This is a genomic window from Herbiconiux sp. UC225_62, from assembly GCF_042694625.1.
In the GTDB taxonomy this organism is placed as follows: Bacteria; Actinomycetota; Actinomycetes; order Actinomycetales; family Microbacteriaceae; genus Herbiconiux.
Genome location: NZ_CP170551.1, coordinates 103,820 through 122,117, shown reverse-complemented (window position 1 = coordinate 122,117; position 18,298 = coordinate 103,820). Strand labels below are relative to the sequence as shown.

General features: G+C 71.0%; 17 protein-coding genes and 1 tRNA gene. 10 read left to right on the top strand and 8 right to left on the bottom strand.

Features of this window, described 5'->3' with window-relative positions; genetic code table 11:
• Positions 1-6: 6 nt before the first annotated feature.
• Positions 7-77: transfer RNA gene (locus ACFJGU_RS00620), tRNA-Cys, on the bottom strand.
• A 71-nt stretch (positions 78-148) separates the two neighbouring features.
• Here ACFJGU_RS00620 and ACFJGU_RS00615 point away from each other — a divergent pair.
• Positions 149-448 (top strand): hypothetical protein, encoded by a 300-nt coding sequence (locus ACFJGU_RS00615; protein WP_382306729.1) that lies wholly within the window; start codon positions 149-151, stop codon positions 446-448.
• Here the strand turns inward: ACFJGU_RS00615 and ACFJGU_RS00610 are convergent.
• Positions 426-1,550 (bottom strand): LacI family DNA-binding transcriptional regulator, encoded by a 1,125-nt coding sequence (locus ACFJGU_RS00610; protein WP_382306728.1) that lies wholly within the window; start codon positions 1,548-1,550, stop codon positions 426-428. The genes ACFJGU_RS00615 and ACFJGU_RS00610 overlap by 23 nt on opposite strands.
• 202 nt (positions 1,551-1,752) lie before the next feature.
• Positions 1,753-2,808: a carbohydrate kinase family protein gene (locus tag ACFJGU_RS00605; RefSeq protein WP_382306726.1), complete on the bottom strand. Its 1,056-nt coding sequence runs from the start codon at positions 2,806-2,808 to the stop codon at positions 1,753-1,755.
• 133 nt (positions 2,809-2,941) lie between these two features.
• Between ACFJGU_RS00605 and ACFJGU_RS00600 the strand changes: the two genes are divergently transcribed.
• Complete coding sequence (locus ACFJGU_RS00600) at positions 2,942-3,814, top strand: class I fructose-bisphosphate aldolase (protein ID WP_382306724.1); 873 nt, start codon at positions 2,942-2,944, stop codon at positions 3,812-3,814.
• A complete protein-coding gene (locus ACFJGU_RS00595) occupies positions 3,811-4,959 on the top strand; it encodes a Gfo/Idh/MocA family protein (RefSeq protein WP_382306722.1) in 1,149 nt (382 codons plus the stop codon). Before ACFJGU_RS00600 ends, ACFJGU_RS00595 begins: the two co-directional genes overlap by 4 nt.
• A gap of 125 nt (positions 4,960-5,084) precedes the next feature.
• Here the strand turns inward: ACFJGU_RS00595 and ACFJGU_RS00590 are convergent, their stop codons facing one another.
• Both ACFJGU_RS00590 and ACFJGU_RS00585 read right to left on the bottom strand, forming a co-directional pair.
• Positions 5,085-6,056 carry a LacI family DNA-binding transcriptional regulator gene (locus ACFJGU_RS00590; RefSeq protein ID WP_382306720.1) on the bottom strand — a complete coding sequence of 324 codons (972 nt, stop codon included), beginning with the start codon at positions 6,054-6,056 and terminating at the stop codon, positions 5,085-5,087.
• Between the two features lie 68 nt (positions 6,057-6,124).
• Positions 6,125-6,853 carry an SDR family oxidoreductase gene (locus ACFJGU_RS00585; protein WP_382306718.1) on the bottom strand — a complete coding sequence of 243 codons (729 nt, stop codon included), beginning with the start codon at positions 6,851-6,853 and terminating at the stop codon, positions 6,125-6,127.
• Between the two features lie 196 nt (positions 6,854-7,049).
• Here ACFJGU_RS00585 and ACFJGU_RS00580 point away from each other — a divergent pair, with 196 nt between their 5' ends.
• Both ACFJGU_RS00580 and ACFJGU_RS00575 read left to right on the top strand, forming a co-directional pair.
• Positions 7,050-7,712 (top strand): nucleoside/nucleotide kinase family protein, encoded by a 663-nt coding sequence (locus ACFJGU_RS00580; RefSeq protein WP_382306716.1) that lies wholly within the window; start codon positions 7,050-7,052, stop codon positions 7,710-7,712.
• 125 nt (positions 7,713-7,837) lie between these two features.
• Positions 7,838-9,316 (top strand): mannitol dehydrogenase family protein, encoded by a 1,479-nt coding sequence (locus tag ACFJGU_RS00575; RefSeq protein ID WP_382306714.1) that lies wholly within the window; start codon positions 7,838-7,840, stop codon positions 9,314-9,316.
• A gap of 432 nt (positions 9,317-9,748) precedes the next feature.
• Here ACFJGU_RS00575 and ACFJGU_RS00570 read toward each other — a convergent pair whose 3' ends face one another.
• Positions 9,749-11,149 carry an HAD-IA family hydrolase gene (locus ACFJGU_RS00570; protein WP_382306712.1) on the bottom strand — a complete coding sequence of 467 codons (1,401 nt, stop codon included), beginning with the start codon at positions 11,147-11,149 and terminating at the stop codon, positions 9,749-9,751.
• Between the two features lie 149 nt (positions 11,150-11,298).
• Between ACFJGU_RS00570 and ACFJGU_RS00565 the strand changes: the two genes are divergently transcribed.
• From ACFJGU_RS00565 to ACFJGU_RS00545, 5 genes are all read left to right on the top strand, one after another.
• The gene (locus ACFJGU_RS00565) at positions 11,299-12,369 is read left to right on the top strand and encodes a LacI family DNA-binding transcriptional regulator (protein ID WP_382306710.1); all 1,071 of its coding nucleotides are present in this window, start codon (positions 11,299-11,301) and stop codon (positions 12,367-12,369) included.
• Positions 12,366-13,412 (top strand): class I mannose-6-phosphate isomerase, encoded by a 1,047-nt coding sequence (locus ACFJGU_RS00560; RefSeq protein ID WP_382306708.1) that lies wholly within the window; start codon positions 12,366-12,368, stop codon positions 13,410-13,412. The genes ACFJGU_RS00565 and ACFJGU_RS00560 overlap by 4 nt, the downstream gene beginning before the upstream one ends.
• Positions 13,413-13,504: 92 nt before the next feature.
• The gene (locus ACFJGU_RS00555; protein ID WP_382306706.1) at positions 13,505-14,266 is read left to right on the top strand and encodes an ATP-binding cassette domain-containing protein; all 762 of its coding nucleotides are present in this window, start codon (positions 13,505-13,507) and stop codon (positions 14,264-14,266) included.
• Positions 14,263-15,387, top strand: a complete 1,125-nt coding sequence (locus tag ACFJGU_RS00550; RefSeq protein ID WP_382306704.1) for an ABC transporter permease — start codon at positions 14,263-14,265, stop codon at positions 15,385-15,387. Before ACFJGU_RS00555 ends, ACFJGU_RS00550 begins: the two co-directional genes overlap by 4 nt.
• A gap of 67 nt (positions 15,388-15,454) precedes the next feature.
• Complete coding sequence (locus tag ACFJGU_RS00545) at positions 15,455-16,447, top strand: ABC transporter substrate-binding protein (protein ID WP_382306702.1); 993 nt, start codon at positions 15,455-15,457, stop codon at positions 16,445-16,447.
• Positions 16,448-16,581: 134 nt separating this feature from the next.
• On the opposite strand, the gene ACFJGU_RS00540 is transcribed toward ACFJGU_RS00545, so the two are convergent.
• Both ACFJGU_RS00540 and ACFJGU_RS00535 read right to left on the bottom strand, forming a co-directional pair.
• Complete coding sequence (locus tag ACFJGU_RS00540; protein ID WP_382306700.1) at positions 16,582-17,400, bottom strand: class II fructose-bisphosphate aldolase; 819 nt, start codon at positions 17,398-17,400, stop codon at positions 16,582-16,584.
• Between the two features lie 13 nt (positions 17,401-17,413).
• Complete coding sequence (locus ACFJGU_RS00535) at positions 17,414-18,247, bottom strand: DeoR/GlpR family DNA-binding transcription regulator (protein WP_382306698.1); 834 nt, start codon at positions 18,245-18,247, stop codon at positions 17,414-17,416.
• Between the last annotated feature and the right edge of the window lie 51 nt (positions 18,248-18,298).

Here is an 18,298-nt window from a genome sequence, read left to right as displayed (position 1 = left end):
GATAAGAGGCACCTACGGGATTCGAACCCGTGTAGACGGTTTTGCAGACCGCTGCGTAGCCACTCCGCCAAGGCGCCGGGGTGTTCGGTCGACACTAGCCCAGTGAACGGAGGTCGCTGTCATTGTTACGCCGCGGTACCCTCGACGCATGCCGGAAACCCTCGTGGTCGCCCTCGTGCTCACGGCCCTCGCCGCCGTGGTGGTGGGGCTGTTCGCTGTGGGCGCCTGGTATCGGCGGCATCCGGAGAAGCGCGGTGCGAGCGCGCCGGGCGCCGGGCTCATGACGGCGGCCTACGACGAGGTGTTCAACCCGCACGCGATGCTGGCACGCGACGCGATCGACGTCGAGCAGCGGTTGGTGGCGCCGGCCCCCACTCCCGACGGCGACCGGGGGATCGCGGGTGGGCGCATCCGCCTCGACGTCGTCAGGGGCGTTCCGAACCCCTGAGGATCAACTGCGTCGGCAGCACCGTGACCGCGGGGTCCGTGGGCGTTCCCGCCAGGCGGGCGAGGAGCGCGCGCGCCGCGGTCTCGCCCATCAGGGCGACGTCCTGAGCGACGACGGAGACCGCCGGGCGCACGAGCGTCGCCGACTCGAAGTCGTCGTACCCGATGAGGGGCAGCCGGATGCCGGCACGGGTGAAGGCCTCCAGGGCACCGATCGAGGAGCGGTTGTTCGCGGCGAAGACGGCGTCGACCTGGCCGGAGCCGAGCAGCGCGCCGACGATGTCGGCGGCTTCGGCGGCGGTGTGGGCAGAGGTGACCACGAGGGCGCGATCGTCATCCACGGGGTCGCCGGATGCTCGGCGAACGGCCCTCCGATAGCCCACGAGACGTTCGCGCATCGTGTAGAGCTCGAGCGAGTCGCCGAGGAAGAGCACGCGTCGCGCGCCCTGGGCGAAGAGCTCGCGGGTCGCGGCCTCGGCCCCGCCGGCGTTGTCGGCCAGCACGGTCTCGACCGCGACGGAGCTGCCGGCGGTGGGGGAGCCGTTGGTGGACTCGCTGTCGATCGTCACGCGACGCGCGGACTCGCCGCCCACACCATCCGAGTCGCCCTCAGGCTCCTCGTCGCGCGGCCGCGCGCTTGACGGCAGCACCGGGCGGTCGATCGCCACCAGCGGCAGCGCCGCTGAGGCGGACACCGCCCAGTCGAGCCCGTCGCGGCGCGGCGGGGCGGCGATCAGTCCGTCGACGCGCTGCGCGATGAGGCGGTCGACGAGCAGTCGGTGCCGCTCCGCGTCCTCCTCCGAGCTCACCGTCATGAGCAGGTAGCCGTTCTCGCTCAGCACCCGCTCCACGGATCGCGCCAGCGCCGACCAATAGGGGTTCGCAAGATCGCTGATGACGAGACCGATCACCTTCGCCGAGCGCCCGGGACGGATGCTCGCCGCCGCCAGATTGTGCCGGTAGCCCAGCGTCACGATGGCCGCCGCGATCCGGCCGGCGAGCTCCGGGTCGATGTTCGTGGCGCCGTTGACGTGCCGCGACACGGTCTTGAGGCTCACCCCGGCCGCCGCCGCGACATCCTTCATCGTGGGCGGTTTGGGCATGTCGATCATCGTGCCCGCCCCCTGTGCCGCGACGCTGACGCCGCGCCGTGCCGCGGGCCAGTCCACGCTTCGCGCGGCGCGCCAGCCCTCGCGCCGTGCGACGGCACGCGTGGCTCGCCGCCCAGCACGCCAGCCCATGCGCCGCGCCAGGGCACGCGTGGCTCGCCGCCCCGCGCGGCGTCCCCCGCGCCACCGCGCACCATCAGCTCCCGGTGGCCGCGAAGAGGTTCGCCGCAGCCGGCAGGATGCCCGACATCACCTCGCCCGTCGGGCGCCGCCCGGAGATCACGGCCGCCGCCGCCGCAGCCGCGGTGTGCGCGGCGAGCGTGGGGGACGCCCCGCGGGAGAGGGCGAAGAGCAGCCCCGCCGTCGACGCGTCACCGGCGCCGTTCGTGGTGACCACCCGCTCGACCGGGAACGGCCGCACCCGTAGCGAGGTGTCGGCCCAGGTCGACGCGAGCGGTGCCAGCAGGCGACCTCCCCGCTGCAGCCGCTCGGCGCTCGAGGTGCGGATGAGCAAGCCGTCGCTGCCGGCCGAGATCGCCACCACGGCGGCTCCCCATCCGAGCAGCAGGTCGGCGTAGGCCTGCGCGGCGGTGGCGGCCGGGAGCGGCGGGATGCCGGATGTCGCGCCGAGCGCCGACGTGAGGTCGTCGAGACTGGGGCTCAGGATGTCGGTGACCGCAGCGGCACGGCGCAGGATCTCGGTCCAGTCGACCGAGCCCACCTCCGACGACGGATCGACGACGGCCAGGTCGAGCGAGGTCGTAGCACCCCGCTCGCGCGCGCGGCCGAGCAGGCGTTCGAGGGGTGCGCCCCCGTCGTCGAGGAGGCCCGGCAGCAGCGGCGGGTAGCCGACGTGCAGCAGCGGAGCGTCGCCGACGTCGAGGTTCTCGCCGGTGAAGACCGCGTTGGCGCCGGTGTGGTGCCAGAAGGTGCGGTCGTGCCCCGCGGGTTCGAGCACCAGGCTGTACGAGGTGGTGCGACCCGGCGCCACGTGGAGGTCGGAGTGCAGGCGCGGCCGGCGGGCGACGGTGTCGGCCAGGATGCGGCCGAGCTCGTCGTCGCCGACGGTCGAGTGCAGGCTGACGTCGGCGCCGAGGTCGGCCAGGGCGAGACCCGTGTTCGCCACGCATCCTCCCAGTCCGATGCGGAGCGGGCCCACATCGATCAGCCGACCGGGATCGAGTCGGGCGCTCTCGCCGAGTTGCGGCGTGAGGTCGAGGCAGATGTGTCCGGCCACCACCAATGCGGTCATGCCGCTCCTTCCGCGTCGAGACGAGCCGGGACTTCCGGCTAGACAACGTTGTCTCGCTGGTATTACTGTGGCACATCGAGAGGGGTCGACGAAACCCCCGGCCGATCACACCCCACGATCAGGAGTCTCCGCAATGACGCTGTACCGCCTCAATCGCCTCTTCAACCCGCGCTCCGGCCGGGCGCTCGACGTGGCCGTCGACCACGGCTTCTTCGGCGAACGTTCGTTCGTCACGGGCATCGAGAACATGGATGCCGTGGTGAGCACCCTGGTCGACGCCGGTCCCGACGCGGTGCAGCTCACCATCGGGCAGGCGCGACGCCTGCAGAGCGTGCCGGGCAAGCAGAAGCCCGGTCTGGTGCTCCGCACCGACATCGCGAACGTCTACGGCAACCCGCTCGACTCGCAGCTGTTCAGCATCCACGTGCCGCACGCCATCGAGGAGGCCGTACGACTCGATGCGGTCGCCGTGTGCGTCAACCTGATGGAGCTGCCCGGGCACCCCGAGGTGCGGGAGGCGAACATCCGCTCGATCCTCGAATTGCGGCGGGAGGCCACGCGCTACGGGATGCCACTCATGATCGAGCCCCTCGTGATGCAGGACAACTCGAAGGCCGGCGGCTACATGGTCGACGGCGACATCGAGAAGATCGTGACCCTCGTGCGCCAGGGCGTCGAGCTCGGCGCCGACCTCATCAAGGCCGATCCGAGCGACGACCTCAGCCAGTACGGCCGCGTCATCGAGGTCGCCGGCGACGTGCCCGTGCTCGTACGCGGCGGGGGGCGCGTCGACGACCGCACCTTGCTCGAGCGAACGGTCGCCGTGCTCGCCGCCGGTGCCAAGGGCATCGTCTACGGACGCAACATCGTGCAGCACGAGAACCCCGCCGGCATCACGGCCGCGCTGCTCGCCGTGCTCCATGACGGCGCCGACGTGGAGCAGGGTCTCGGGATCCTGGCCGAGTCGGATGCCGCGCGCGCCGAGTCCGGGGCGGTGCAGGCATGAGCGCCGAACGCGTCAACGTCGCCATCGTCGGTGGCGGGCTGATGGGCCGGGAGATCGCGGCCGCCATCCAGCGGTGGCCCGCCCTCATCGACCACCCCGTGCGGCCGCGGCTGACCGCGGTGTGCGACATCAACCCGGCCGCGCTCGACTGGTTCGACGAGATCGACACGGTGGTCACGAAGACCACCGACTACGCCGACATCCTCTCCGACGACAGCATCGACGTGGTGTACGTGGCTGTGCGGCACGACCTGCACGAGAAGATCTACCGCGACGTGATCGCGAGCGGCAAGAGCCTGCTGGCCGAGAAGCCGTTCGGCATCGACGGGGCCGCGGCTCAGGCGGTGCTGGCGGAGATGGCCGCGCATCCGGAGAGCTTCGTGCGGTGCTCGAGCGAGATGCCGTTCTTCCCGGGAGCGCAGCTGGCCGTCGACTACGTGCGCTCGGGCGCGCTCGGCACCATCATCGAGGCGCGCAACAGTTTCCTGCACTCCAGCGATCTCGATCTGTCGAAGCCCGTGAACTGGAAGCGGCAGAAGCAGTTCTGCGGCGAGGCCGGGGTCATGAACGACCTCGGCATGCACACCTGGCACGTTCCGTTGCGGCTCGGCTGGGCCCCCGAGTCGGTCTACGCCGTGCTGCAGGATCTGGTGCCCGAGCGCCCCGGCCCCGACGGCACGCTCGTGCCCTGCGACACCTGGGAGAACGCGGTGCTGCACAGCTGGGCCTGGCACGAGGGCGTGCAGTTCCCGCTCACCACCGAGACGAAGCGGATCGCCCCGGGTCAGAAGAACACCTGGGAGTTCGAGGCCATCGGCCTAGACGGCGGCGTGCGGTTCAGTACGAAGAACCCGAAGTCGGTGGAGGTGTTCGCGGTGGTCGACGTGCCCGGCGGCGGACGCGAGCAGGTGTGGCAGCAGATCGACGTGGGCAGCCAATCCGTGTGGCCGACGGTCACCGGGCCGATCTTCGAGTCGGGCTTCTCCGACTCGATCCTGCAGATGTGGGCGGCGTTCCTCGCCGAGCGCCACGGCTCGCTCGGCGACCGCTTCGGCGCCGCGCGCCCCGAGGAGGCGGCGCTGACGCACGACATCTATCGCGCCGCCCTCCGGTCGCACGAGGAGGGACGCGCGGTCACCCTCTGACCCTCGTCGCGACCCCGGCCCTGTGCCGTTCGGATGGAGTCTCGGCCTGAAACGTGCTGAGGCTCCATCCGTCTCTCACCACGTCCGTCTGCTCCATCTACTCGGAACGGTGGGCGAGGCGGAGATCAGGCGGCGGGAGGGATGCGGCAGGAGTCGCGCTCGACCAGGGTGACGGGCAGCACGGTGGTGCGGCGGAGGCGGCGGCCCGGATGCGCGGCGCGCTCCACGAGGCGGTTGGCGGCCAAGCGCCCGAGTGCTGCCGGGTCTTGCGCGACGACCGTGATCGACGGGGTGAGCGAGTCGGCGAGCGGGAAGTCGCCGAAGGCGGTGAGGGCGATCGGATGCGCCGTGACCGCCGGCACCACCGCCATCGTGCAGCGGGCGTCCGAGGAGAACACCGCGGTCACGCCCAACTCAGGCGTCCGTAGCCGCGCGAGGGCGTCGGCCGCGCCCGGTCGGGTCGCCGCGCCCAGCGCCACGAGCGCGGGATCGAATGGCAGCCCCGCCCCGGCCAGCGCGTCGCGGTAGCCCTCGAGGCGGGCGGCGATGGTGGGCGCCGAGAGCGCGTCGCCGAGGAACCCGATCCGCGTGTGCCCGTGCCCGATCAGGTGCGCGGTCGCCTCCCGCGCCCCGCCGCGGTCGTCCTGCAGAAAGGCGTCGGCCACCAGCGCACCCGGAGCGCGGTCGACGAAGGCGATCGGGATGCGGGCTGCCCACGCCGCGAGATAGCGGTGATCGTTTGTGGTGGGAGCGACCACCAGCCCTGAGAGCTGACGCCGGAGCACCGACTCGAGCGCCGGCCGTTCCCGGGCCGGGTCGTGCCCGAGGCTCGTGACCAGCGTCGACAGGTCTTCCGCGAGGGCCGCCTCCTCCACCGCGTTCACGATCGCCGCGAAGAACGGATCGACGATGTCGGGCACGGCCACGCCGACGACGGGGGAGCGCCCCGAACGGAACGTGGTGGCGAACGCGTTCGGCACGTAGTCGAGCGCGCGCATCGACTGCTCCACCCGCTCCCGCGTCGCGGGGGAGACGTGCGGGTCGTCGTTGAGCACCCGGGACACGGTCTTGGGGCTCACCCCAGCGTCCGCGGCCACGTCGCGCATTGTCGCCATCTGCCCTCCCGGGGGTTCGGATGTCGCCGCCGGCGCGCATCCGGATCTGGTCAGCGGGCGGTGAAGCCGCCGTCGATGGGCAGCGAGACGCCGGAGATCATGCTCGCGGCATCGCTCAACAGGAAGACGACGGGCGCCGCGATCTCGTCGACGGTCGCCCAGCGGCCGAGCGGCATCTGCTCGAGGTAGGGGCCCTCGATCTCGGGCCGGCCCCAGTACCAGGCCGACATCGGCGTCATGATGACGGTGGGGTTCACGCTGTTGACCCGGATGTCGTACTGCCCGAGTTCGAGCGCCGAGACCCGGGTGATGTTGTCGAGCGCGGCCTTCGACGAGCCGTAGGCGATGTGCCCGACGAGGGCGACGAGGCTGGCCTGGCTCGAGATGTTGACGATAGCGCCCCCCTTGCCCTGACGGATCATCTCGCGCGACGCGTACTTCGTGACGAGCAGCGACCCCCGGGCATTGATGGCCATCACCTTGTCGAACACCGCGATGTCGGAATCCTGCGGGGTGGCGATCTCGCCGCCCCAGCCGCCCGAGTTGACGACGCCCCAGATGTCGCGACCCTCGATGGCCTCGCGGATGCTGTCTTCGCTCGTGAGGTCGAAGGGCAGGGGCGTGGCACCGGTCTCGGCGGCCACCTTCTCGAGCTGCTCGATGTTGCGGCCCGAGGCGAGCACGGTGGCGTTCGCCTCGACGAGATGGCGCACGGTCGCGCCTCCGATGCCGCCGGACGCGCCGGTGACGAGGATGGTGCGGCCGCTGAAGTCAGTCATGGTTCTTCCGTTCGAACGAGGGGTGATAGCCGCACCATCATAACCACGGAACGACGCGGATGACACCTGTGTCATGCAAATTCGTGTCACCGGTGTCATTTCAATTGACACGGATGCCCGCGCCTGCGTACCGTAGGCCCGGCGGCCTGCTGTCCGGCAGGGTCCGCTCCCGTCGACGACGACCTGGAGGACACCGGTGAGCGATCACCCCACCGACCTGAGCGAAGCGATTGCCATCACCCTCGACGAACTGCTCGAGCGCTGCCGCGGGCTCGTCGCGAGCGGTGAGCGCCGCATCCTGGGCATCGCCGGGACACCGGGGGCCGGCAAGTCGACGCTGTGCGCCGCGCTCATCGCCGGTCTCGACGGCCAGGCCGTGCTCGTGGGCCAGGACGGATTCCACTTCGCCAACCAGGAGCTCGAGCGCCTCGGCCGCCGCGACCGCAAGGGCGCCCCCGACACCTTCGACGTCGACGGCTTCGTGGCGCTGCTCGGCCGGCTCGGCGCGGCGGACGCGGAGGTCGTCTACGCGCCCGTGTTCGATCGCGCCCTCGAGGAGTCGATCGGCAGCGCCGTGCCGGTGCCGGCATCCGTTCCGCTCGTGATCACCGAGGGCAACTACCTGCTGGCCGACGACCACGGCTGGAACGGCGTGCGCGAGCACCTGCACGAGTCGTGGTTCGTCGACGTCTCGCCCGAGCTCCGCCGCGACCGGCTGGTGCGCCGCCGTGTCTCCTACGGGCACTCGCCGGCCGACTCGGCCGACTGGGTGCGGGAGGTCGACGAGAAGAACGCTGCCGTGGTCGACGCCACCCGCGCCAATGCCGACCTGGTGTTGCATCTGACGACGGTGCTCTGAGGAGGTCGCCGCGCCGGCATCCGTCTCCTCCCGCCCGTCCGTCACCCCGTTTCGTACTTGCTCTGCTCGCCCGCTCGCCCGCCCCACCACCGCCCCTGCACCACCCACCTCGACCGGAGGACACGATGACCACCCTCGACGCCCGCTCCCTGGGCTCCCTCGATCCCGCCGTGGCGCTGCCCGGCTACGACCGCACCGCCGTGACGCCGGGCATCGTGCACTTCGGCGTGGGCGCCTTCCACCGCTCGCACGAGGCGATGTTCGTCGACCGCGCGCTGCGCGCCGGCGCCACCGACTGGGGCATCCTGGGAGTCGGCACCCTGCCCGGCGACCGCGCCATGCGCGACGCCCTCGGCGCACAGGACGACCTCTACACCCTCGTCACCACCGCCCCCGACGGCGCCGTCGAGGTGCGTGTCATCGGCTCGATCATCGACTACCTCTACGCTCCCGAGCAGCCCGAGGCGGTGCTCGCCGCCCTGCGCGACCCCCGCACCCGCATCGCCTCCCTCACCATCACCGAGGGCGGCTACGGCGTCAACGACGCCACCGGCGCCTTCGAGCCACGGGATGCCGCGACCCTCGCCGATCTCGAGGCGCTTCCCGGTGGCGCGGCCCCCACGAGCGCCCTCGGGTTCCTCGTGACCGGTCTCCGCGAGCGACGGGATGCCGGAGCGACGCCGTTCACCGTCATGTCGTGCGACAACATCCAGGGCAACGGTCGCGTGGCCCGCGTGGCCGTGCTGGCGTTCGCGGCGCGGATCGACCAGGAACTCGCCGACTGGATCGCCGCCGAGGTGAGCTTTCCGAACTCGATGGTCGACCGCATCACACCGGCCACCACCGACGCGGGCCTCGAGCGGGTGTCACGCGAGTTCGGCATCGACGACCGGTGGCCCGTGCTCTCGGAGTCGTTCGTGCAGTGGGTGCTCGAAGACGACTTCACCGACGGCCGCCCCGACTTCGGCGCGGTGGGCGTTCAGCTCGTCGACGACGTCGAGCCCTATGAGGTGATGAAGCTGCGGCTGCTCAACGCCTCGCACCAGGCGATGAGCTATCTGGGGCTGCTCTCGGGCGCCCAGTACGTGCACGAGGTATGCCGCGATCCGCTGTTCGCGGGGTTCCTGCTCGGCTACATGAACGAGGAGGCGCGGCCCACGCTCGCCCCGGTGCCGGGCGTCGATCTCGACGACTACACGGCCGAGCTCATGCGGCGATTCTCGAGCGAGGCCATCCGGGACACCCTGATGCGGCAGATCGTCGACGGCTCCGAACGCATCCCGAAGTTCCTGCTGCCGGTCGTGCGCGAGCAGTTACGCACGGGCGGAGAGATCGAGCGCTCGGTGCTCGTGCTGGCGGCCTGGAGCCGCTTCCTCGAGGGCCGGGCCGACAACGGCGCCCCGCTCGAGCCGATCGACAAGCGGCTCGACGGCCTGCGGGCGGCCGTGGCGGGCGAAGCGGATGCCCCGGGCTCGTTCCTCGACTACCGCACGGTCTTCGGCGACCTCGGCTCCGACGAGCGCCTCCGGGCGGCCTTCGTGGCCGCCCGCGCGCGCCTGGCCACCCTCGGGGCCCGCGGCACCCTCGAGGCCCTCGCGGGGTAGCGCTAAGTGCCACCTCTCGCCCCCAGAGCCCGCACTTAGCGCTACCTCGCAACGTCCAAGGCCGGCGGCGGCCCCCGGGGGCACGCGAGCTCCCGCGAGCTTTCGGGCTCGCGCGAGGTAGCGCTACGTGGCGTCTGCCGGGCTCGGGGGCCTACTTGGCGCTACCTCGCGACGTCCGAGGCGGGCCGCGGGCCTTGGGGTACGCGAGCTCTCGCGGGGTAGCGCTAAGTGGTGCTTGCAGGGCCGGGAGGGCCTACTTAGCGCTACCTCGCGAAGATCCGGTGGTCGCCTTCGGCGCTACACGCGGGGTGCGCGGGCGCTCGCGAGCTTTCGGGCTCTCGCGGGGTAGCGCTAAGTGGTGCCTGCGGGCCCCGTAGGGCCTACTTGGCGCTACCTCGCGAGAGCAGGGCGGGGGAGTGGGTCGCTGTGCGCTCAGTGCGGGTCGGGGTGGGCGGGTGCGGGGGCGAGGCGGAAGCCGCCGTCGGGCTGGAGGTCGACGCGGAGCTGGAACAGGCCGTCGACGAGGAGGTCGGCGTCGAGGTCGTGCTCGTCGTGCGTGCCGACGATGCCGACCGTGGTGCATCCGGCCGCCTTCGCCGCCGCGAGACCGGCAGGCGCGTCTTCGAACACCACGCAGTTCGCCGGGTCGACGCCGAGGCGCGACGCCGCCAGGAGGAAGGGCTCCGGATGCGGCTTGCCATGCGTGACGTCGTCGAACGTCACCAGCACGGCGGGCGGGGTGAGGCCGGCCGCGCCGACCCGGTTGCCGGCGATGAGGCGGGTGCCGCTGGTCACGATGGCGCGCGCCGAATCGGGCAATGAGTCGAGCAGGCTGGCGGCGCCGTCGAGAGCGACGACTCCGTCGAGGTCGGCGGCCTCGATCTCGGTCACGCGGGCGAGGGCCTCGTCGGCCAGATGCTCGGGGAAGCCGGAGGCGATGACCTGCGACGCCGGCCGCCCGTGACCGGATGCGAGCAGATCGGTCTCCAGCCCGTACTCCCGGCCGAGCTGCGCCCAGGAGCGGACGACGGCCGGCGTGGAATCGATGAGCGTGCCGTCGAGATCGAACAGCGCCGCGTCGAAGGTGCGCGCGAAGACGGGGGAGTCGGCGGCCAACATCCGGCCGCCCCAGACGGATCGGGCACCGAGGTCCCGGCCCCTGTCGTCGCGTGCGCTGTCGTCGTCAACACTGTCGTCGGCGACGCTGCCGTCGCGGCCGCCGCCCTCCTCCGCGCTGCCGCTGCGGCTGCTCTCGTCCGCGCCGCCGTCGCCGACCCGACCGTCGCTTACCCGACCGTCGCCCCCACGTCCGCGTTCGACACCGAGCCGCGCGAGCACATCGGCGAGCTGCTCGGCCGTCGGCAACGACGCGTCGACGCCGAGGTGCGGCACGGCGGGCGCGTGGTCGGCGGGCGGGTCGACGACGTGCGCGTCTCGGTCGGCGGAGCGGAGCCGCCGCCGCTCGGCGAGCAGCTCCGGGCTCGCGACCAGCCACAGCACCGCAGGCACGCTTCCGGCAGCCTCGACCAGCTGCTCCCACTCCGCCCCGCCGAGCAGTTCGGCCGTGAACGGCGCCACGAGCACAGCGCTCCCGCCCGCGCGCACCTGGTCGGCCAGGGCTGCGAGCAAGGCGGCGTATCGGGCCGGCCGCACGAGGCGACGAAGTGCCGGATCGTTCCAGTGCGCGCCCCCGGCGAGTTCGGCGCCCAGACCCTCCAAGAGCGGGTTCGTCAGGGTGTCGAGATCGAGCAGCGCGGCTCCGAGCGAGCGGGCGAGTTCGAGACCGAGCGTGCTCTTGCCGCTGCCCGCGGCTCCGGCGACGACGACGATCATGCTGCTCCCGGGGTTTATCGAATCGAGACCTGACGACCACTTGACAACGTTGTCGCCGTGTGTCCAGTATAGGCGGACAACGCAACAACGAGGTGCGGGACTTCCCACCTCGAAGGTCATGACAACGCTGTCACTGGAGGTGGACGCAGATGCCGAAGAGCTCAGGATCTCGCCGCCCCGGCATCAAGGACGTCGCCGCCAGCGCCGGTGTCAGCATCAAGACCGTCTCACGGGTCGTCAACGCCGAAGAGGCCGTGCATCCGGAGACCCGGGCGCGTGTGCTGCACGCCATCCAGGTGCTCGGCTACGTGCCCAACACCGCGGCTCGCTCGCTCAAGTCGGGCACCGGCGGAGCGATCGGCGTGGTCATCGACACCCTGGCCGACCCGTTCTTCGCCGCTCTCGTGAGCGCCATCGAGACGCGGGCACTCACCGAGGGCCTCAGCGTTCTGGTGGCATCCTCCAACCTCGACGCCGCGCAAGAACGCGACCAGCTGCTCAGCCTCGTCGCCGGCCACCAGGTCGCCGGCGTCATCTTCGCCCCGGTCGCTCCCGCGCAGCCCTACCTCGACCCCTACCGCGCCGTCACCCCCGTCGTCGCCGTCGACCGGTCGCGCGCCGGTTACGACAGCATCGTCGTCGACGACTACGGCGCGACGGTGCTCGCCGTGCAGCAGTTCGTCGACCTCGGTCACGAGCGCATCGCCTTCTTCGACCGCGACCAGCGGTTCTCCACGATCGAACGCCGGATGAGCGGCTACCTCGACGTGCTGCGTGACGCCGGGCTGCCATTCGATCCCGCGCTCGTCTCCGAGACCATCGACGGCAGCCTCGACTACCGCAGCGAGGCCGACCGCCTGCTCTCGCTCGACCGGCCCGCGACCGCCTTCTTCGCCTCGAACGCGAAGGCGGCCATCGGGCTGACGGCAGCCCTCCACCGCACCCACCGGCAGAACACGGCCATGATCGCCTTCGGCGATTTCTCCTTCGCCGACGTGGTGCGCCCCGGCGTCAGCTGCATCGACCAGGACCCGTTCCTGATCGGCAACGCGGCCATCGAACGCCTGCTCGCCCTCCGCGAATCGCCCTCGGGCGAACCGCGCGAATGGATCGTGCCCACTGCGCTGCTGCAGCGCGGCTCGGGCGAGATCCCCGCGCCGTCGCCCACCCGAACCCCCGAATCCGCATCCGCCACCGCGACCCGAGGAGACGCCCGATGAAGCCGGCTGTCCTGGCCCCCAACCTGATCGACCACTTCTACCGAGGTGGCGACCGGATCGCGCGCCTGCGCGGCATCGAGCAGACCAGCGACTTCCAGCCCGAGGAATGGCTGGCGGCCACCGTCTCGCGCGCCGACCAGGGGGACATCGGCCTGGCACGTACCGAGGGGGGCGAGCTGCTGCGCGATCTGGTGGCGGCCGACCCGGCCGCGTGGGTGGGACCCGATCACGCCGACGCGGCCAGCGCGTCTGACACCGGCATCCTGGTGAAGCTGCTGGACGCCCGCCAGCGCCTCCCGGTCCACGTGCACCCCTCGCGCGCCTTCGCCGCAAGCCACCTCGACTGCCCCTACGGCAAGACGGAGGCGTGGTTCGTGCTCGACGCCGAGCCCGGCTCGGCCGTCCACGTCGGCTGGAAGGAAGCCGTCGACCGCGACGAGCTCGACCGCCGCCGCGACGCCCAGGACTCGGAGTGGATGCTCTCCCGCATGAACCGGATCGAGGTCTCCCGCGGCATGGGAGTGCTCGTGCCCGCCGGAACGGTGCACGCCATCGACGCCGGCATCTTCGTGGCCGAGGTGCAGGAGCCCACCGACTTCTCGATCGTGCTGGAGTGGTCGATCACCACCTCCACCCGTGAGGAGTCGCACCTCGGACTCGGCTTCGACGCCGTGATGCCCGCGGTCTCCACCGATGCCCTCGGCGCCGATGCGCTCGCCGCCCTCGTCAGCCGATCCGACCTCGACGCCCGCAGCGACCGTGCCGAGAGCATGCTCGCGCCGGCCGCCGATCCCTACTTCCGGGTGCTGCACGCAGCCCCCTCGACGCGCGGCGTGCCGATCGCCGCCGGGTTCTCCGTGGTCCTCGTGCTCGCCGGCGACGGCGTGATCGCGGGCGACGCGGAGATCCCCGTCCACAGCGGCCAAGTCCTCGCCGTTCCCGCCGGATTCGGTGCCTGGGAGGTGCGCGGGCCGGCGAGTGTGCTGGTCGCCACCCCCGGCGCCGGCTGGCCCCGATCGCTCGCCGAAGGCGCGGTCATATGACCCGACCTCGTCGACACGGACCACAGGAGCACCCCATGACCACACCACGACCCACCCCCAGGCCGACATCGGCCGGAAAGGAGTGAACTGACATGAGCACACCGGTATTGGAGGCACGCGGCCTCTCCCGGGCGTTCGGACACGTCCGAGCGCTCGATGACGTGGACTTCGAGGTCTACCCCGGCGAAGTGACCGCTCTGATCGGCGACAACGGCGCCGGCAAGTCGACACTCGTCAAGGCCCTCTCGGGCAACCTCGCCATCGACACGGGCACGATCAAGTTCGAGGGCGAGGAGATCCAGCTCACCAACCCGCAGCAGGCCAGCGCGCTCGGCATCGAGACCGTGCACCAGGATCTGGCCCTCGCCCCTCACCTCGACCCGGTGCAGAACATGTACCTGGGCCGCGAGATCATGAACAAGGGCGTCGCCGGGTTCTTCGGCACGATGAACACGAAGGTCATGGCGAAGGAATCGCGCCGGGCCTTCGACGAGCTGGGCGCCACCGTGCGCTCGCTCACCTCGCCCGTCGGCTCGATGTCGGGTGGACAGCGCCAGGCCATCGCCATCGCCCGCGCCGTGCACTGGGCGAACAAGGTCGTCTTCCTCGACGAGCCCACCGCCGCTCTCGGCGTGCGGCAGACGAAGAACGTCCTGGAGACCATCCGTCGCGTGCGTGACAAGGGCATCGCCGTGGTCTTCATCAGCCACTCGATGCCGCACGTGATGGAGGTCTCCGACCGCATCCAGGTGCTGCGACTCGGCCACCGCGCCGCGTCGATCGACGCCAAGGACACGAACATGGAAGAACTCGTCGGCCTGATGACCGGCGCGAGCACGAGGGGTGCGGCATGAGCGACGACGTGAGAGAAGACGACATCAAGAAGGCCGAGTTCGGCCCCGAAGCCGGGCCCGAGACGACCTCGATCAACATGGCCGTCGAACGGGAGAATCGGAGCCGCGTGCCGCGGATCTTCAAGGCGCAGGCCTTCCAGATCTTCATCGTGCTGATCATCATCGTGATCATCTTCAGCATCATGGCCCCCAGCACCTTCGCGCAGCTGTCGAACCTGCGGCTCGTGGTGCAGAACGCCTCGATCCTCGGTGTGCTCGGTGTCGGCATGACGTTCATCATCATCACCTCGGGCATCGACCTCTCGGTCGGCTCGGTGCTGGTGTTCTCCGGGGTCGTCTCGGCGATCGTGATGCGGGCCATCGGCGGCGACGGCTGGGGTGTGGCGACCATCGGCATCCTGGTGGCCATCGCCTCGGGTCTGGCCTGGGGCATCTTCAACGGCCTGCTGATCTCCAAGGCGAAAGTGCCTCCCCTGATCGTGACGCTGGGTTCGCTCGGCATGGCGCTGGGTCTCGCGCAGATCATCACGGGCGGTGTCGACATCCGTCAGGTGCCCTCCGTGCTCACCACCACGATCGGCTACGGCAACATCCTCGGCGGTATCCCGATCATCTCGGTGATCGCGCTCGTCGTGATCCTGATCGGCGCGTTCGTGCTGCACAAGACCAAGTTCGGCCTCTACACCTACGCGGTGGGCTCGAGCGAGGAGGCAGCTCGTCGCGTCGGTGTGAAGGTGGATGCGCACCTCATCAAGGTCTACGCGATGTCGGGTGCTCTGGCGGGTCTCGCCGGCATCCTGTCGCTCTCGCAGTTCTCGACCACCGCGATCGCGGGCCAGTCGCAGACCAACCTGAACGTCATCGCGGCGGTCGTCATCGGCGGGACCTCGCTCTTCGGCGGCTACGGAACGATCTTCGGCACCGTCGTGGGTCTGTTCATCCCGGCCGTTCTGCAGAACGGCTTCGTCATCACCGGCGTGCAGCCGTTCTGGCAGCAGGTCGCCGTCGGCGCCGTGCTGATCGCGGCGGTGTACGTCGACCAGGTCAGGCGGGCCTCCGCGGCCCGCGGGGCCTCCACAAGCCTCTGGCGGCACTTCTTCGCCAGACGGAAGAACAACTGAAAACAGCATTGACGAATTCAGCACCAACCCTGAATGCATCACTAGTAGAAGAAGGACAGGTATCACGATGAAGTGGAACAAGAAGGCACTCGGTGTCGTCGCGCTGACCGCGGCGGCCGGCTTCGCCCTCGCAGGCTGCTCGAGCGGAGGCGGCGACTCGTCCTCGAGCACCGACAACGCCAGCGGCGGCTACAAGATCGCGTTCGTGCAGGGTGTGGCCGGCGACGAGTTCTACATCTCCATGCAGTGCGGCATCGAGGCCGCGGCCAAGGAGGCCGGCGCCACGGTCACCACGCAGGGCCCGGAGAAGTTCGACCCGACGCTGCAGAAGCCGATCGTCGACTCGGTCGTCGCGTCCAAGCCGGATGCGCTGCTCGTGGCCCCGACGGATGTCACCGCGATGGAGGCCCCGCTGAAGGCGGCCGCCGACGCCGGCATCAAGGTCGTACTCGTGGACACCACGGTCGACGACCCGTCGTTCGCCGTCTCGGCCATCGCGTCCGACAACGTCGGCGGTGGAAAGGCGGCGTTCGAGGCCATCCAGCAGGCACACCCGGATGGCGGCAAGGTGCTCGTGGTCTCGGTCGACCCCGGTATCTCCACCACCGACGCCCGCGTCGAGGGCTTCCAGAAGGCTGCCGAGGCCGCTGACGGCTTCGACTACCTGGGCGTGCAGTACAGCCACAACGAGCCGGCCACCGCGGCCGAGATCGTGACCGCTGCTCTGCAGAAGGACCCCGACATCGTGGGTATCTTCGCGGCGAACCTGTTCGCGGCTGAAGGAACCGCGACCGGTGTGCAGCAGGCCGGCAAGCAGGACCAGGTGACCATCGTCGGCTTCGACGCGGGCCCCGCCCAGGTCGAGCAGCTGAAGGCCGGCACGGTTCAGGCGCTCGTCGCCCAGGAGCCCGCCACCATCGGCCAGGACGGCGTGGAGCAGGCCATCGCGGCGCTGAAGGGTGACCCGACCGAGGCGGAGATCCAGACCGGATTCACCATCCTCACGAAGGACAACATCGACGGCGACGGAGCGGACGCGGTCTACAAGTCCAGCTGCTAGTCAGTTGCCGTGGGCGCCGTGCTTCGCGCGGCGTCCACGGGCTGTCGGAAAAGGCCCGCAGCTTTCATTACACGTCTCCGAACGATTGAGACGGGAATGAAAGCTGCGGGCCTTTTCGACGCCGGGGGATCCGGTTAGGCGACGAGTTCGAGCAGGCGCTGCACCTCGGCGGCGACCGCGTCGCGGGCCGGGCCGAGGTACTTGCGCGGGTCGACCAGCACGGGGTCGCCGTCGAGGATCTCGCGGATGCGGCGGGTGAAGATGCCGTTGATGTGCGTGGAGATGTTGATCTTGCGCATGCCGTGCTCGACCGCCCGCACCAGATCGGCGTCGCTCACGCCGCTCGACCCGTGGAGCACGAGCGGCACCGGCACGGCGGTGGCGAGCTCGGCGATGAGGTCGAAGTCCAGGGTCGCGCTCCGCGACGTCATGGCGTGCGAGCTGCCCACGGCCACGGCGAGACCGTCGACCCCGGTCGCGGCCACGAACGCGGCGGCCTCGGCCGGATCGGTGCGCACGCCGGGCGTGTGCGCCCCGCCCTTGCCGCCGATGGCGCCGAGCTCCGCCTCCACCCAGACGCCGCGCGCGTGCGCAGTGCGGGCGACGGCCGCGGTGCGGGCCATGTTCTCGTCGTCGGGCAGGGTCGCGGCGTCGAACATCACGGAGCTCGCGCCGAGTTCCACCGCCTCGAGAACGAGGGCCTCGTCTTCGGCGTGGTCGAGGTGCACGGCGGCGTCGACCTGCGCGGCCTGGGCGAGGGACAGCGTCGCGGCCAGGATCGGAGCGAGACCGCGGTGATAGCGGGCGGCGTTCTCGGAGATCTGCAGCACGACGGGCCGGCCCGCGGCCTCCGCGCCGCGGACGATCGCCTCCGCATGCTCGAGCTGGATCACGTTGAAGGCAAGCACCGCGCGCTCGCGGTTCAGGATGTCGCCGGTGGTGACGAGGGTCATGACAGGGGTCCTCTCAGGGGTGGGGCGGGAGCGGGGCGAGCACGAGCGCGGGCCCGTCGGCCGCGACGGCCTCGGCGGTCGCGGCGTCGAGCCGGGAATCGGTGACCACCAGGTCGAAGCGGTCGAGCCCGGCGAACCGGCACAGCGAGCGTTCGCCGAACTTGGTGGCGGTGACGGCGAGGATGCGTCGGGAGGCCGCGGCGAGCATCCGGTGTTTCACGGCCGCTTCTTCGGGCGTCGTCGTGAAAGCGCCGGCGCCCACTACGACGCCGTTCGCGCCGAGCACGGCCACGTCGGCGTGCAGGTCGGCGAGCCGCTGCTCGGTCCAGGGACCGACGACGCCCTGGGTGACCGGGCGGAGCGCGCCGGGAAGGGCGAGCACGGTCACGGCCGGATGCGGCCCCAGCAGCGCGGCGACCGGCAGGCTGTTGGTGACCACGACGATCGATCGCGCCGCAGAACCGGTGGAACGGGCACCGCCGGTGGCCGTGGGGCCCGACGGCTCGGCGGCGAGCAGGGCGGCGATCTCGAGGGTCATCGAGCCGGAATCGAGCAGCAGCACACCCTGGTCGGGGAGTTCGGCCAGCACGGCTTCGGCGACGGCCCGGCGTTCGCCGGCCTCTGCCAGGCCGCGCTGCTGGAGGGTCGGTTCGAAGGGAGCGCGCGGCAGCAGCACGGCCCCGCCGTGGCGCCGGCGTAGGAGCCCGCGCCGCTCGAGCGTGCCGAGGTCACGGCGCACCGTCTCGGCGGTGACGCCCAGAGACTCGCTCAGCTCCTGCACGCCGACCTCGCCGGCGTGCGCCCGGGCGGCGGCCAGGATGGCGGCGTGCCGTTCCGCGGGGTACATGCGTTCACCCTATCCGAATCTGCCCGGATTATGCTCCGGAAGTGACCGAAT

Bases quoted from the DNA above. Each gene is read 5' to 3' on its own strand.
- ACFJGU_RS00615 (WP_382306729.1), top strand. From the start codon at position 149: ATGCCGGAAACCCTCGTGGTCGCCCTCGTGCTCACGGCCCTCGCCGCC.
- ACFJGU_RS00610 (WP_382306728.1), bottom strand. From the start codon at position 1,550: ATGCCCAAACCGCCCACGATGAAGGATGTCGCGGCGGCGGCCGGGGTG.
- ACFJGU_RS00605 (WP_382306726.1), bottom strand. From the start codon at position 2,808: ATGACCGCATTGGTGGTGGCCGGACACATCTGCCTCGACCTCACGCCG.
- ACFJGU_RS00600 (WP_382306724.1), top strand. From the start codon at position 2,942: ATGACGCTGTACCGCCTCAATCGCCTCTTCAACCCGCGCTCCGGCCGG.
- ACFJGU_RS00595 (WP_382306722.1), top strand. From the start codon at position 3,811: ATGAGCGCCGAACGCGTCAACGTCGCCATCGTCGGTGGCGGGCTGATG.
- ACFJGU_RS00585 (WP_382306718.1), bottom strand. From the start codon at position 6,853: ATGACTGACTTCAGCGGCCGCACCATCCTCGTCACCGGCGCGTCCGGC.
- ACFJGU_RS00575 (WP_382306714.1), top strand. From the start codon at position 7,838: ATGACCACCCTCGACGCCCGCTCCCTGGGCTCCCTCGATCCCGCCGTG.
- ACFJGU_RS00570 (WP_382306712.1), bottom strand. From the start codon at position 11,149: ATGATCGTCGTCGTCGCCGGAGCCGCGGGCAGCGGCAAGAGCACGCTC.
- ACFJGU_RS00565 (WP_382306710.1), top strand. From the start codon at position 11,299: ATGCCGAAGAGCTCAGGATCTCGCCGCCCCGGCATCAAGGACGTCGCC.
- ACFJGU_RS00560 (WP_382306708.1), top strand. From the start codon at position 12,366: ATGAAGCCGGCTGTCCTGGCCCCCAACCTGATCGACCACTTCTACCGA.
- ACFJGU_RS00555 (WP_382306706.1), top strand. From the start codon at position 13,505: ATGAGCACACCGGTATTGGAGGCACGCGGCCTCTCCCGGGCGTTCGGA.
- ACFJGU_RS00550 (WP_382306704.1), top strand. From the start codon at position 14,263: ATGAGCGACGACGTGAGAGAAGACGACATCAAGAAGGCCGAGTTCGGC.
- ACFJGU_RS00545 (WP_382306702.1), top strand. From the start codon at position 15,455: ATGAAGTGGAACAAGAAGGCACTCGGTGTCGTCGCGCTGACCGCGGCG.
- ACFJGU_RS00540 (WP_382306700.1), bottom strand. From the start codon at position 17,400: ATGACCCTCGTCACCACCGGCGACATCCTGAACCGCGAGCGCGCGGTG.
- ACFJGU_RS00535 (WP_382306698.1), bottom strand. From the start codon at position 18,247: ATGTACCCCGCGGAACGGCACGCCGCCATCCTGGCCGCCGCCCGGGCG.